Consider the following 12,396-nt stretch of genomic DNA (forward strand, 5'->3'; position numbering starts at 1 on the left):
AACATTGCCTTGTTGTTGTCGCGGATTGCGTTCATGTGCCACTGCTGAACGATTCCACGCTCTTCGTAAGCGCGTCCGAGTGCAACGAGAACTTTTGTTTTGTAAGCTTCTGCCTCACATTCTGAGATTGTCTCGCCGTTCAAAGCGCGTGCGACTACTGCATCGATGTTTGCGTCAGTGTCGATTTTGCATGGCGGGTATTCAAGTGCGTGGTCAGAAGCGCGGCATCCGTTTTCAATGAAGAAATCAAGGCGTTTGATGAGGGCTTTGATTACATCATCAGAAGTTTTGATTGCGATTCCGCTGACTTCGCTCAATTTTGCGATGTAGTCTTTGTATGTTGGAAGATTGATGTTGATTGCTTTGTCCGGGCGGTAAGATGGGCGGACTTTTGTTGCGATTTTGCCGATTGGGGCTGTGCCTGCGGCGATTGCCTTGTGATATTCGAGAGAATCAATCGGGTCGTCTGTTGTGCCGACTGCGTAAACATGGAATTTTTCGAAAATTCCTTTTACTGAAAGTTCATCGCTCTGGAGCATTTTATTTGCTTTTTCCCAGATTGCTGGAGCGGTTTTGACAGTGAGTGGCTCGTCGATTCCGAAATATCGCTGAAGCTCAAGGTGTGTCCAGTGGTAGAGAGGGTTTCCGATAAGGTGCTCGATTGTCTCTGCCCATTTGAGGAATTTTTCGTAATCAGGTTTGTCGCCAGTGATGTAGTCTTCGGTTACGCCGTAAGTGCGCATCTGTCGCCATTTGTAGTGGTCGCCGCCAAGCCAGATTTCTGTAAGATTTTTGAATTTTTTGTTCTCAGCAATCTGTGCTGGAATAAGGTGGCAGTGATAGTCCCAAAGAGGCTCGTTCTTGCAGGCCTCGAACAACTTCTGAGCAGTTTTTGTCTCAAGAAGGAAATCTTTGTCCATGAATTTTTTCATCGTTTGTTCTCCAGTACTACAATAGAAGTGTTCGGAGAAGTGCAGTTTCCGAACAAGTCTAATTTTCTTCTATTTTATCATTCTGGATTTAAAAATCGATGTTATATTGTGTGCAATTTTTGTATAAAAAAGAAATTTGGGTGGTTACCCCTGAAGTTCCTCGGAAATCCGGCCAATGAGCGAAGCAGAAGCAAACTGCGTACCGGTCTCTATAATCGAAAGATGTTTCTGAGACACGCCCAAACGCTCCGAAAGCTGTTCCTGCGTAAGCCCCGCCAGTTTGCGATATTTTTTAACATTCCGCCCAAAAAGCTGCGAAATGTATTCTTTTTGTAATTCTTCCTTCTCGTCCATGCAAAAATTATCAAATGCCTGCCGATTTTCTGAAACTTGTATCAAAGTTATAAATATACCTAAGGAGAATTTTTAAGGCAAAATGCGGATTTAAACAATTAGCTGTCTCCATACGCACAAATTTTACAAAAAACCGATAAAATTGATGTAAAACTTTTCTTTTTTCTATATAATGGAAGCGATTTTTTTAGCTTATGTTTAGCTATTTCACAAAATAGGAGGCTTTCAAAAATGAAGAAAGTTTTGGTCTGCAAGGAAAAGGACGAGCGCGAGACACGCGTTGCCCTCATTCCTGATGACATCAAAAAACTTGTTTCTATGGGCTTTGAATTCAAAGTCGTTTCTGGAGCAGGTTTGAAGAGCGGGTTCAGCGATGAGGCTTACAAAACAGCAGGCGCTTCTATCGTTGCAAAAGAAGAAGATGCTTACAACGATTCAGAAATCATTGTCCGCATTATGAAGCCAGAGTCAATTGACGGAATCAAAGAAGGCACATTGCATTTGAGCTATATGGATCCGTTCAACGAAAAAGATCTTTTGAATAATTTCGCTTCTAAAGGAATTCAGGCTGTATCTTTGGAGATGATTCCTCGAAGCACACTCGCTCAGAAGATGGATGTTCAGTCATCACAGACTTCTTTGGCAGGTTACGTTGCTGTCGTAAATGCAGCTGCTAAACTTCCTAAAATCCTTCCTATGATGGTTACTCCGGCAGGTACAATCAACCCGGCTCGCGTTTTCATTATTGGTGTCGGTGTTGCCGGTCTTCAGGCAATCGCTACTGCAAAACGTTTGGGCGCACGTGTTGACGCTTTCGATACTCGTCCGGTCGTTGAAGAGCAGGTTAAATCACTTGGTGCTTCATTCGTTAAGATTGACCTCGGTGAAATGGGTCAGACTGCACAGGGATACGCAAAAGAGCTTACTCCTGAGCAGATTGCAAAACAGAAGGAAGCACAGGCTAAAGTTTGTGAAAAAGCAAACATCGTCATTACAACTGCAAAAGTATTCGGTCGCAAGGCTCCACGTCTCATCGAAAAGAACGTTCTTGACCGCATGATGCCAGGCTCAATCGTAGTCGATATGGCTTGTTCAACAGGCGGAAACGTTGAGGGTTCAAAGCTCTTTGAAAACGTTGTTACAGAGAACGGCGTTACAATCATGTCAGGCGACTTGCTCGAGCGACAGGTTCCGTATGATGCTTCAAAGATGTTCTCTGGAAACATCACGGCCTTCCTCACACATGCCGGCTTCTACAACAAAGAAGCAAAAGAATTCAATGTCAACATGGAAGATGACATCATGAAGGGCTGCTTGCTCACACAGGGCGGACAGATTATTCATGAACGCTTCAAGAATAACTAAAAAGTCGATTTCATAAGGAGTTAATTTTTATGGATATTATGCTTATTTTCGTATTTGTAATCGCTGCTTTCCTTGGATTGGAGTTGATTGCAAAAGTTCCTTCACAGCTTCATACACCGTTGATGTCAGGAACTAACGCTATTTCTGGTATCACTGTTGTTGGTGCTATTTCTATCACAGCAGCAGCCGTTAAAATCGGTGGAAAGGTCGGAGCTGTTCTCGGCTTCCTCGCTATTGTTTTTGCTACTATCAACGTAATCGGTGGTTACATGGTAACAGACCGAATGCTTGGTATGTTCAAGAAAAAGGACTCTAAGAAATAAGAGGTGCTGAGAAATGTCTGATATAGCTATTAAAATTCTTTACATGGTTTCTTGTATCTTCTTCATCCGTGGTATCAAATTGCTCGGAAAGACAGATACAGCCCGCAAGGGTAACGCATATTCAGCAGTCGGTATGTTGATTGCTTGTGTAACAGTTCTTGTTCAGAAAGATGTTATGAGCGCATTTGCTTCTGACGCTGCTGCCTGGGGCGGAAACCCACTTTTGGCAAACGGCTATTGCTGGATTATCGTAGCTGTTTTGATTGGTACAATCATCGGTGCTATCTGGTCTAAGAAAGTTCAGATGACTGGTATGCCTGAGCTCGTTGCTTTGTTCAACGGTTTCGGTGGTCTTTCTTCACTTCTCGTTGCTTTGACACAGTACATCGCAGCAGAAAAAGGTGACTATTTCACAGCTGTTTCACTCGGCCTTACAATCGCAATCGGTGCTGTTGCATTCACAGGTTCTTTGGTTGCATGGGGCAAATTGAGCGGAAAAATGACTTTCAAGGGCTGGGTAATTCCTGCTAAGAACGCTGTAAACGGCGTTTTGTGCGTACTCGGACTTATTTCAATCATCGCTTACTCATTCTTCACTTCTGACAATCCATTTGGATTCCAAGAAATCGAAAAATGCGGCGTAATCGCTTCTACGGCAATCTTCCTCCTTTTGGGCTTCACAATGGTTATCCCAATCGGTGGTGGTGATATGCCGGTTATCATTTCATTCTTGAATGCTTTGTCTGGTTTGGCTGCTGCTTTTGCTGGTTTCGCAATCAACAACACTGTACTTGTAGTTTCTGGATGTCTCGTAGGTGCTTCTGGTCTTATCCTTACATTGATTATGTGTAAGGCTATGAACCGCACATTCGGTTCCCTCCTCTTCAAGAGCTTCGGTGGTTCAAAGAAGAAGGGCGCAAATGGTCCTGCAAAGGAGCCGAAGGCTATATCTGTGGAAGACGCTTACATGATTCTCGAGGCTGCAAAGAACGTTGTATTCGTTCCAGGTTACGGTATGGCTGTAGCTCAGGCTCAGCACGCCGTAAAAGAGCTTTGCGACAAGCTTGAAGAGAACGGTGCAGAAGTAAACTTCGCAATCCACCCGGTTGCAGGTCGTATGCCAGGACACATGAACGTATTGCTTGCTGAGGCAAATGTTCCTTATGAGCAGCTCAAAACAGCTGACGAGATGAACCCACAGATGAGCAATGTTGACGTTGCAATCGTTATCGGTGCAAACGACGTTGTTAACCCGGATGCTATCAACGACGAGTCAAGCCCGCTCTACGGTATGCCAATCGTAAACGCTCACGAGGCTCGCACAGTATTCGTACTCAAGCGTGGTAAGGGTACAGGCTTCTCTGGTGTTGAGAACCCGCTCTTTACAAACGATAATACTGTAATGATTTACGGAGACGCTAAGGCTACGGTCTCGGCGCTTGTAAGTGAATTTAATGATCAGTAATTAGACGCAGATGCACACAGATACACGCGGATGTTTTTATACGGAAGTGTGGCTGTGTGTTGCTTGTGTTTTACGCCAGTCTTCTGCATGGGGGACTGGCTTTTTTTTTCGATTTTACGAAAATTTACAATTTTATATATATCTTTTTACAAGAGAAATAATTTCATTTCTAGCCTTTTCTCGTTCTTCATTTGGTGTCGAAAAAAGAATTTCAGGTCTGATTTTTAAAGCATTACAAATTTTGATAAGCGTATATAGATTTGGAATATTTCGACCTGATTCAATACAGTTTACTTGATTTTGGGAAAGCCCTGCAGCAAAAGAAAGTTCAATTTGTGACATGTTTGCTTTTTGTCGTTCTTCTTTTAGTCTTGCGAGTACGAAATTGACCTGTTTTTGATATTCCTGTTCATCCATCTGATACAATATGAACGGAATAACATTGACAAACAACACGAAATTTCATTATATTGTCTAATGGTTTTTCATTGATTCTTATAACTGAAAAACATTGTTTCCAATAATGAAACTTATCAAGGAGAGTTATATGGATTTGTCGGAATTAGAACTTTCTGAAAAAGAGCAGTTTGAAGCAATTAAAAAAGCTGCAGAAAACGGAAATGTGTCTGCTATGCTAAAACTATCGGAATATTATGAAAAGGGAATTGGTACTGCCAAGAATCCTGAGCTGGCAGATTATTGGCGTAAAGAAGGACAGATTTAACAGAAAAAAAGGAGTGAAACAAAATGGGATTTTTTAAGTCAAAACTTACACAGGAAGAATATGACGAATGGATGAGGAAGGCATCTTGTTCTTTCGATTCGATATCAGGAGCCACAGCTGAGATATCGTTTGGACCTTCGCAAATTAGTTTAGCTGATTGTGACGGTAACAGTAAGGAGTTTGAAGCAGAAGAAGTCCCAACAAGCAAGAATCATCTTGGTGGACAAATGTTCATCTATGGGAAAGCGAAACAGGCTGTAATAAAATACATGAAAGAAAATGGTTATCGCTTTGTGAATTCTGGAGAAAAAGAAATCTTCATGAATTTTAATTATGAAGATAACAGAACTTTTTCAATCGAAAAAGAATAGGGGAAATAATATGTCGTCTACAGTATTTAAAGCAAAATATGGAAACCACACAATTACATATGAAATAAAATCCTATACGCTCAAATCTGAATTTGAGTTGACGATAGATGATAATTATTGTGATCATAAAATTCTTGGTATTGCTAAAAATTCAGAAATAAATGTTCGGTATGTTGATTTGCAGGGAACATTTGTAGACAATGGCAATGACTATATAGTTCTTGTTCGACTAAAGACAAGTTTTTCTGATTTAATGCAGCAAGTGCCTGTATTGTATATCAATAATTGTGAAGTTCCTCTTATCAAAACAAATTAAAACTTGTGAGAAAGTAAATCTTATATTCAATGCGCCTTTAATCGCGAATGTTATACAGAGGCCGTAATTTTTTTACGGTCTCGTTTTTATTTATGGGAAAGTTGCTTGAAGAAAAGTACACAGAATAGTTTCCCCCATGCGTTAAGGATGCACAAGGCGGCGGAGCAGTTCTGGAATGAGCGTAGCGAATGGAACAATGAAGCGATTAGCGGAACCTGGAGCAGCCTGACCCGAAGGTAGCGTATGCGACCGTAGGGGAACGCCCAATCTGTGGGCCTGGCATTTTTTAATACTCTGCAAAAATCCCTGAAATGCACTACAATATTCCTAAAGAGAACTTTTATGGAATTGATTAGAAAAGCTTGCGTGAAAACATTGCGCAATCCTGGCGTGGAGTCAGCTCAGCTCTTGAATCCTGAAAACAGCAAAAGCGAGCGGATTACGATTACACGGGTGCGGGTTGAAAGCGGGGCAGAACAAGGTCGTCACTGTCACGATTCTTCGGAACAAATATGGATTGCTTTGAAAGGCAAGGGGAAACTGCTGCTCGCAGACGGCAAAGAAGAGGATTTTTCTGAAGGCGATACTGTCCGCTTCGCAGACGGCGATATTCATGGGCTAAAAAACGACAGCGGCGAACTTTTTGAATATATTTCGGTAACTTCGCCTCCTATAAACTTTTCCTATGCATATAAGAATAAATAGTCCCAGAATTTTTGTGATTTGAAACGCTTATTCTCTCCATACAGAATCTTTTTTCCTTGTACGGGCTGCATTTCTCGTGTTAGTATTACTCAGAGGTAAAAAAATGACTTACACTGATGTACTTGAAGAAGCTCGAAAATTTATTGGGGATAAGTGCAAGGCTTGTCCTGTTTGTAATGGTGTGGCTTGTAAAAATTCAATTCCGGGTCCTGGAGCAAAGGGGAGTGGAACGGTTGCCATCCGTAATTTTAATGCCTGGCAGAATATTTGTGTGAATATGGACACAATTTATGAGCACGGAACCGTAGATACTTCTATCGAATTCTTTGGAAAGCATTTTGCACTTCCAGTTTTTGCAGGTCCTGTTGGAAGCGTTAATTTCCATTACGGTGATAAGTTTGATGATTTGTCCTACAATCATACTTTGCTTACGGCGTGTGCCGCAAATGGTATTGTGGGCTTTACTGGTGATGGCGTTAATATCAAGGTTATGGAAGGGGCTGCAAAATCAATCGCCGCGAACAACGGAATTGGAATTCCTACCATTAAACCATGGGATTTAGATACTATCAAAGAAAAGATGGAACTTGTCCGTACAGGCAATCCTTTTGCGATGGCAATGGACATTGATGCGGCTGGTCTTCCATTCTTAAAGAACAGAAATCCACCGGCTGGAAGCAAATCTGTGGCCGAGCTTAAGCAGATTGTTGAGATGGCAAATCTTCCATTCATCATTAAGGGCGTAATGACTGTTCGTGGTGCGCTCAAAGCAATGGAAGCCGGAGCAAGCGCAATCGTAGTTTCAAATCATGGCGGACGAGTTTTGGACGGTTGCCCGGCAACAGCCGAAGTCTTGCCAGAAATTGCAGAGGCCGTAAAAGGTAAGATGAAGATTATCGTTGACGGCGGAATCCGTAGCGGAACTGATGTGTTTAAGGCTATCGCGCTCGGTGCAGATGCGGTAATCATTACCCGCCCATTCGTTACTGCCGTTTTCGGTGGCGGCGAAGAAGGCGTAAAAGCATATGTCGAAAAAATCAAAGGCGAGCTTGAAGACACAATGGCAATGACCGGCACGCTTAAAATCTCCGACATCACGAAGGAAAAGATTACACGCTATTAATTTGCGACTCATTCTCATATTGACATTTTTGTTAGTTTAGTGTAATTTGACACTCGTTCTCAAATTGATGCGTGCATCAGTTTCTGAGCGGAGATTTAATGAGACATATTTACAAGGGACAGAAAGGAAAGGTTTCGTTTTTGCTTGCGGTAATGCTTGCGGCGTCACTTTGTCTTTCTGTCTTTTTTGTTTCTCAGCACATCGAGCACAATCATGAGGAAGAAGATTGCCAGGTTTGCGCCATTTTGCAAATCGCCAAGGCAAATTTCCAGAACCTCAATCTAGGTGTTTCTCTCTCCGTTCAAGTTCAGAACTTATCTTTAATTCCGTTCTCTTTTGTACTGGTTCTATCTTTCATTGTTTTTGCAACTCCAGTAACAGAAAAAATCAAACTCAACAACTGAATTCCTTTTTTACAGAAGATGCTGCGCCCGCCGTGTAGCAGTGGCGAAGCCAGTCGAAAGCGAAAGTTTTCGACCGAGGGCTACTGAGCTGCGGAAGGGCGTAGGAAGTAAAATTGCGCTAAAAAAAGGAAAATAAAATGAAAAAAATACTTACATTAATGACGGTATTGCTTGCTCTTTCAAGTTTCGCATTTGCAGGCAAAAAAAGTGAATCAAAATCTGAAAAACTCAAAGTTGTTACTACGATTTTCCCGGAATATGACTGGGCAAAAGAAATCATAGATGAGAAGGTTGACAATGTGGAGCTTACTCTTCTTTTGAATAACGGCGTTGACCTGCACAGCTATTCGCCAAGCGTAAAGGACATCGCGAAGATTTCTGAGGCGGACATTTTCATTTATGTCGGCGGCGAGAGCGATGAATGGGTTGATGATGTAATCAAGAATGCCAAGAATCCGAACATGAAAGTGATTAATCTTGTCGAGGTTTTGGGGGATCGCGTAAAGAACGAGGAAATTGTTGAGGGAATGCAGCATGGGCACCATCATCACGATGAGCACGGACACGACGACCATGACGATGATGACGAGCATGATCATCATGATGCGCATGAACATCACCATGATGAACATGACGAGCACGCGCATCACCATCACGAAGAAGATGAAAAAGATGAGCATGTCTGGCTTTCTTTGAGATTCGCAAAAACTTTGTGTGGTGCAATTGCCGATGCTCTCTGCGAAAAAGATTCTGCAAATGCCACTGTATATAAGAAAAATCTTGCTTCTTACACAGCAAAACTTGATACCTTGGATGCAAAATATGTTGAGGCTGTTGAAAGTGCCCGAATCAAGACGGTGCTTTTTGGCGACCGCTTTCCGTTCCGATATCTTGTTGATGATTACAATTTGAAATACTACGCTGCCTTTGCCGGATGTTCAGCAGAAAGCGAGGCAAGCTTCAAAACAATCGTTTTCCTTTCTGAAAAAGTGAATGAGCTTGACTTACAGGCTGTTTGCCAGATTGAAAGCGGAAACGGCAAAATTGCAAAGACAATCATTTCAAACAGCAAGAACAAAAAAGCTAAGGTTCTTACCTTTGATTCGCTGCAGTCAACAACTGCAAAACAGATTAAAAAAGGCACGACATATCTTGGTGCAATGGAAAAGAATCTTGAAGTTTTGAAAGCGGCTTTGAAATAATCGAATCAGATAAAAAAAGTCATTGCCCCGTCTGTGGTTGCAATGACTTTTTTCATAAGAAAACAGCGTATTTTTGGACAGTTAATTTTTATTTAAACGGATCTTTCGACTGGTCAACTGTCATCAGTTCATCAACATTTACACCGAAAGACATTCTTTGCATTGATTTCAGAACTTCCTGATAATTGTACGTCTTTTTTTCAACTTTTTGCTCGTTCAGTGCGGCCAGAACTTTTTTACACGGTTTATACTTTGCGGCTTTAGCAAAAAGCTCATTTCGGGGAACGGCCCTTGTCGTTGTTTTAAGAGATTCAACAATCTGACACACAACCTGGTCGTCTTTTCTAGTGCTTACTGAATCAGCAGAAACAAACGCCTCCTGAACAGATTTTATCCCCGTATCATAATAGAAGATTTTAACAGATTTAGAATTTACTGCATCAGCTTCATCTTTTGCTTTAGAAACAATAGCGGCAAATTTCAATGGATTTTGCGGACTGTCAAGTTTTTGAGTCAAATCAGCATCGGAATACATATATGTTCGTTCGACAACAACGGCATTCTCACAATTAAAAGCAAGAACAGACTTATCAAGCCAGAAATCAATATTGTCATAGACGACATGATAATATACGGTTCCTTTAAAAGCGAGTTCATCAAGGGCTTCTGTTTTATCTGAATCTGTTTCTGCAGCAGAAGGTTTTGATTCAACATCCGGAATCATTTTTGTGTCAATTACGCCGTCAAGTTCAAGAACAGGAATATCCGTTCCGGCAGCAAGTTTAATCACCGGATGCATGGCAGAATCACGCCCAACAAGGCAAAGTTCGGCATTCTTTCGCAATATTTTTCCTTCGATAAAGGTTTCCTGAATCACAGGCTCTTCAACTTCAACTGGCTCTACAAATTCTTCTTCAGTCTTATTCTTTAAGCAAGCAATATTTATGAACGCAAATACAATCAAAATAAAAACAGATACTTTAAATTTCATACTATTTATTTTCGGCATTTAGAGAATAAAATTTGAATCCAAGCGATTTTTAATGAATCCGGTCAGGCTCTTCAATCTCGCTAAACAAAAATCTTGGTTTTATGCTATAATTCGCAACAAATAAAGGTGTTCGAACAGGTCTAATTATGAATATTTTGTCTATTTCAGGACTTTCCAAAATGGGGCGTGAAGCTCCACTTTTTAAGAATGTCACTTTTGGTCTCAATGAAGGCGAAAAAGCTGCGATTATCGGCCGCAATGGAACCGGAAAATCTACGCTTCTCAATGTTATTGCAGGTGTTTTGAATGCCGATGAAGGACAAGTTATTATAAATAAACTATCGGGAGTTAGTTATCTTCCGCAAAATCCCGATTTTGATACAGAAAACACAATCCGCGAGCATATATTCAAATCAAAAAGCCCGAAACTTGAAATAATCAACGAATACGAAGACCTCTGCGATAAAATGAGTGCAGGTCTCAGCAACGCTCAGCAAAAACGCTTCGATGAACTTACGCTTGAAATGGACCAGGGCAATCTATGGAACTACGAAAGTCAGATTCGCTCAATCCTCGGCACACTTGGAATCAATGACCTTTCCCGCAAAATGGGAACTCTTTCAGGAGGAATGGTCAAAAAAGTTGCGCTTGCACAGGTTCTTGTAGAAGATACAAAGCTCCTTCTCCTTGACGAGCCGACCAACCACCTCGACATACAGACGATTTACTGGCTGCAAAATTATCTTCATGACACACAGCGTACGGTTCTCATGGTCACACACGACCGCTACTTTCTCGATGCAGTCTGCACAAATATCTATGAACTGTTTCGCACGACAATCAAGCTTTATCAGGGCAATTATTCGACCTATCTCGAAAAGAAAGAAATTGAAGCCGAAATCGAAGAAAACACCGAACGGCGAATTGAAAGCGTGCTTCGTTTTGAGCGTGACTGGCTGCGGCGAGGTCCTTGTGCGCGCGGAACAAAGGCAAAGGCACGAATCCAGCGCGACATGCAGCTGATTAACCGCGAAAAATTTGCAAAGGACAAGGGCTTTCAGTTTGAAGTTGCAGGCCGTCGTCTTGGCGGAAAAATTCTTGAATTGCATGGGATTTCAAAAAATTTTATAAAGACTAACGAAACCTCGCCGGTTCTCCGTGATTTTTCTTACACCTTCAGCAAGGGTGAAAAAATCGGAATTTTCGGCGGGAACGGCTCTGGAAAATCGACGCTATTGAATATCATCACCGGGCTTATTCCGCCTGATTCGGGCGAGATTGTCAAAGGCGAAAACACATTTTTTGGCTACTACCAGCAGAATCCAGTCTTCAAGGATTTGAGTCTGACCGTGCTCGAATACATCAAAGAAGCCGCGGATGTCGTTGAGATGAATGACGGCCGTACTTTGAGCGCAAGTCTTTTCCTTAAACAGTTCGGTTTTGAGGGCAAAATTCAACATTCAATGCTTTCAACTTTGAGTGGCGGTGAGCGCAAGCGTGTTTTCCTCGTGCGCCTTTTAATTTCCAACCCGAACTTCCTGATTCTCGACGAGCCGACCAACGACTTTGACATTTTTACGATGAATATCCTTGAAGATTTCCTGCTCGATTACAAAGGGTGCCTACTCATCGTTAGCCATGACCGTTACTTCATGGATAAAATTGCCGACACAATGTTCATCATGGAAGAAGATGGCTCTGTTTCCGGCTTTGTTGGCAAGTGCTCTGAATATATCGAATACCTTGAAGAAACGGAAAGCGGAAAGTTAAAAGCGGAAAATGGAACCCAGAAAGATAAAAATTCAGGAAAACTTGCTAATAACAGTTCAAATAATCTAAAGGGGAAAGCCGTTTCAGGCACAGCCTTCAACGAGACTCTCTCAAATCAGCCCGCAACGCCCCCGAAAGCTCGCAAAAAGACTTTTAAGGAACAGCGGGAATTTGAATCACTCGAAGCAGAAATCATGGAGCTGGAAGAAAAAAAATCTGAACTTGAACAGCTTATGATTTCTTCGGATTACGCCATTGTTCAGAAAGCCGGTGAAGAATATAAATCTGTCGAAGAAAAACTCAATGCTGATTACGCGCGCTGGGAAGAACTGGCAGAGTTGGGCTAGTTCA

15 protein-coding genes are annotated in these 12,396 nt (G+C 41.9%); 11 read left to right on the top strand and 4 right to left on the bottom strand.

Annotation, left to right across the window (positions count from 1 at the left end; translation table 11 throughout):
- Both Q0Q74_RS03135 and Q0Q74_RS03140 read right to left on the bottom strand, forming a co-directional pair.
- The coding region (locus Q0Q74_RS03135) for a glucuronate isomerase (RefSeq protein ID WP_294428421.1) at positions 1 to 932 on the bottom strand (932 nt) is incomplete at its 3' end.
- 144 nt (positions 933 to 1,076) lie between these two features.
- Positions 1,077 to 1,286 carry a helix-turn-helix transcriptional regulator gene (locus tag Q0Q74_RS03140; RefSeq protein WP_294428423.1) on the bottom strand — a complete coding sequence of 70 codons (210 nt, stop codon included), beginning with the start codon at positions 1,284 to 1,286 and terminating at the stop codon, positions 1,077 to 1,079.
- A gap of 231 nt (positions 1,287 to 1,517) precedes the next feature.
- Here Q0Q74_RS03140 and Q0Q74_RS03145 point away from each other — a divergent pair, with 231 nt between their 5' ends.
- From Q0Q74_RS03145 to Q0Q74_RS03155, 3 genes are read left to right on the top strand one after another with little or no spacing between them, the layout of a single operon-like run.
- Positions 1,518 to 2,651: an NAD(P) transhydrogenase subunit alpha gene (locus tag Q0Q74_RS03145; RefSeq protein ID WP_294428425.1), complete on the top strand. Its 1,134-nt coding sequence runs from the start codon at positions 1,518 to 1,520 to the stop codon at positions 2,649 to 2,651.
- A 29-nt stretch (positions 2,652 to 2,680) separates the two neighbouring features.
- Positions 2,681 to 2,974 carry an NAD(P) transhydrogenase subunit alpha gene (locus Q0Q74_RS03150; protein WP_002706748.1) on the top strand — a complete coding sequence of 98 codons (294 nt, stop codon included), beginning with the start codon at positions 2,681 to 2,683 and terminating at the stop codon, positions 2,972 to 2,974.
- Positions 2,975 to 2,987: 13 nt separating this feature from the next.
- On the top strand, positions 2,988 to 4,439 hold the full coding sequence (locus tag Q0Q74_RS03155) for an NAD(P)(+) transhydrogenase (Re/Si-specific) subunit beta (RefSeq protein ID WP_294428434.1): 1,452 nt from the start codon (positions 2,988 to 2,990) through the stop codon (positions 4,437 to 4,439).
- Positions 4,440 to 4,571: 132 nt separating this feature from the next.
- Here the strand turns inward: Q0Q74_RS03155 and Q0Q74_RS03160 are convergent, their stop codons facing one another.
- Positions 4,572 to 4,856, bottom strand: coding sequence for a helix-turn-helix domain-containing protein (locus Q0Q74_RS03160; RefSeq protein ID WP_294428436.1), 285 nt, complete (start codon positions 4,854 to 4,856; stop codon positions 4,572 to 4,574).
- Positions 4,857 to 4,986: 130 nt separating this feature from the next.
- On the opposite strand from Q0Q74_RS03160, the gene Q0Q74_RS03165 reads away from it, so the two are divergent.
- The 7 genes from Q0Q74_RS03165 (at position 4,987) to Q0Q74_RS03195 (ending at position 9,284) form a co-directional block, all read left to right on the top strand.
- Positions 4,987 to 5,163 (top strand): hypothetical protein, encoded by a 177-nt coding sequence (locus Q0Q74_RS03165; RefSeq protein WP_294428438.1) that lies wholly within the window; start codon positions 4,987 to 4,989, stop codon positions 5,161 to 5,163.
- A 23-nt stretch (positions 5,164 to 5,186) separates the two neighbouring features.
- Positions 5,187 to 5,534 carry a hypothetical protein gene (locus Q0Q74_RS03170; RefSeq protein WP_294428439.1) on the top strand — a complete coding sequence of 116 codons (348 nt, stop codon included), beginning with the start codon at positions 5,187 to 5,189 and terminating at the stop codon, positions 5,532 to 5,534.
- Between the two features lie 10 nt (positions 5,535 to 5,544).
- Positions 5,545 to 5,850, top strand: coding sequence for a hypothetical protein (locus Q0Q74_RS03175; RefSeq protein ID WP_294428441.1), 306 nt, complete (start codon positions 5,545 to 5,547; stop codon positions 5,848 to 5,850).
- A 342-nt stretch (positions 5,851 to 6,192) separates the two neighbouring features.
- Positions 6,193 to 6,555 (top strand): cupin domain-containing protein, encoded by a 363-nt coding sequence (locus Q0Q74_RS03180; RefSeq protein ID WP_294428443.1) that lies wholly within the window; start codon positions 6,193 to 6,195, stop codon positions 6,553 to 6,555.
- Positions 6,556 to 6,658: 103 nt separating this feature from the next.
- On the top strand, positions 6,659 to 7,678 hold the full coding sequence (locus Q0Q74_RS03185) for an alpha-hydroxy-acid oxidizing protein (protein ID WP_294428445.1): 1,020 nt from the start codon (positions 6,659 to 6,661) through the stop codon (positions 7,676 to 7,678).
- Positions 7,679 to 7,776: 98 nt separating this feature from the next.
- Positions 7,777 to 8,082: a hypothetical protein gene (locus Q0Q74_RS03190; RefSeq protein WP_294428446.1), complete on the top strand. Its 306-nt coding sequence runs from the start codon at positions 7,777 to 7,779 to the stop codon at positions 8,080 to 8,082.
- Positions 8,083 to 8,219: 137 nt separating this feature from the next.
- A complete protein-coding gene (locus Q0Q74_RS03195) occupies positions 8,220 to 9,284 on the top strand; it encodes a metal ABC transporter substrate-binding protein (RefSeq protein ID WP_294428448.1) in 1,065 nt (354 codons plus the stop codon).
- 88 nt (positions 9,285 to 9,372) lie between these two features.
- On the opposite strand, the gene Q0Q74_RS03200 is transcribed toward Q0Q74_RS03195, so the two are convergent.
- On the bottom strand, positions 9,373 to 10,275 hold the full coding sequence (locus Q0Q74_RS03200; RefSeq protein ID WP_294428449.1) for a hypothetical protein: 903 nt from the start codon (positions 10,273 to 10,275) through the stop codon (positions 9,373 to 9,375).
- A 146-nt stretch (positions 10,276 to 10,421) separates the two neighbouring features.
- Between Q0Q74_RS03200 and Q0Q74_RS03205 the strand changes: the two genes are divergently transcribed.
- Positions 10,422 to 12,392 carry an ABC-F family ATP-binding cassette domain-containing protein gene (locus Q0Q74_RS03205; protein ID WP_294428451.1) on the top strand — a complete coding sequence of 657 codons (1,971 nt, stop codon included), beginning with the start codon at positions 10,422 to 10,424 and terminating at the stop codon, positions 12,390 to 12,392.
- Positions 12,393 to 12,396 lie beyond the last annotated feature (4 nt).

The organism is uncultured Treponema sp. (genome assembly GCF_946187725.1).
Classification (GTDB): domain Bacteria; phylum Spirochaetota; class Spirochaetia; order Treponematales; family Treponemataceae; genus Treponema_D.

Bases quoted from the DNA above. Each gene is read 5' to 3' on its own strand.
- Q0Q74_RS03200 (WP_294428449.1), bottom strand. From the start codon at position 10,275: ATGAAATTTAAAGTATCTGTTTTTATTTTGATTGTATTTGCGTTCATA.
- Q0Q74_RS03170 (WP_294428439.1), top strand. From the start codon at position 5,187: ATGGGATTTTTTAAGTCAAAACTTACACAGGAAGAATATGACGAATGG.
- Q0Q74_RS03140 (WP_294428423.1), bottom strand. From the start codon at position 1,286: ATGGACGAGAAGGAAGAATTACAAAAAGAATACATTTCGCAGCTTTTT.
- Q0Q74_RS03155 (WP_294428434.1), top strand. From the start codon at position 2,988: ATGTCTGATATAGCTATTAAAATTCTTTACATGGTTTCTTGTATCTTC.
- Q0Q74_RS03175 (WP_294428441.1), top strand. From the start codon at position 5,545: ATGTCGTCTACAGTATTTAAAGCAAAATATGGAAACCACACAATTACA.
- Q0Q74_RS03185 (WP_294428445.1), top strand. From the start codon at position 6,659: ATGACTTACACTGATGTACTTGAAGAAGCTCGAAAATTTATTGGGGAT.
- Q0Q74_RS03180 (WP_294428443.1), top strand. From the start codon at position 6,193: ATGGAATTGATTAGAAAAGCTTGCGTGAAAACATTGCGCAATCCTGGC.
- Q0Q74_RS03150 (WP_002706748.1), top strand. From the start codon at position 2,681: ATGGATATTATGCTTATTTTCGTATTTGTAATCGCTGCTTTCCTTGGA.
- Q0Q74_RS03205 (WP_294428451.1), top strand. From the start codon at position 10,422: ATGAATATTTTGTCTATTTCAGGACTTTCCAAAATGGGGCGTGAAGCT.
- Q0Q74_RS03195 (WP_294428448.1), top strand. From the start codon at position 8,220: ATGAAAAAAATACTTACATTAATGACGGTATTGCTTGCTCTTTCAAGT.
- Q0Q74_RS03190 (WP_294428446.1), top strand. From the start codon at position 7,777: ATGAGACATATTTACAAGGGACAGAAAGGAAAGGTTTCGTTTTTGCTT.
- Q0Q74_RS03165 (WP_294428438.1), top strand. From the start codon at position 4,987: ATGGATTTGTCGGAATTAGAACTTTCTGAAAAAGAGCAGTTTGAAGCA.
- Q0Q74_RS03145 (WP_294428425.1), top strand. From the start codon at position 1,518: ATGAAGAAAGTTTTGGTCTGCAAGGAAAAGGACGAGCGCGAGACACGC.
- Q0Q74_RS03160 (WP_294428436.1), bottom strand. From the start codon at position 4,856: ATGGATGAACAGGAATATCAAAAACAGGTCAATTTCGTACTCGCAAGA.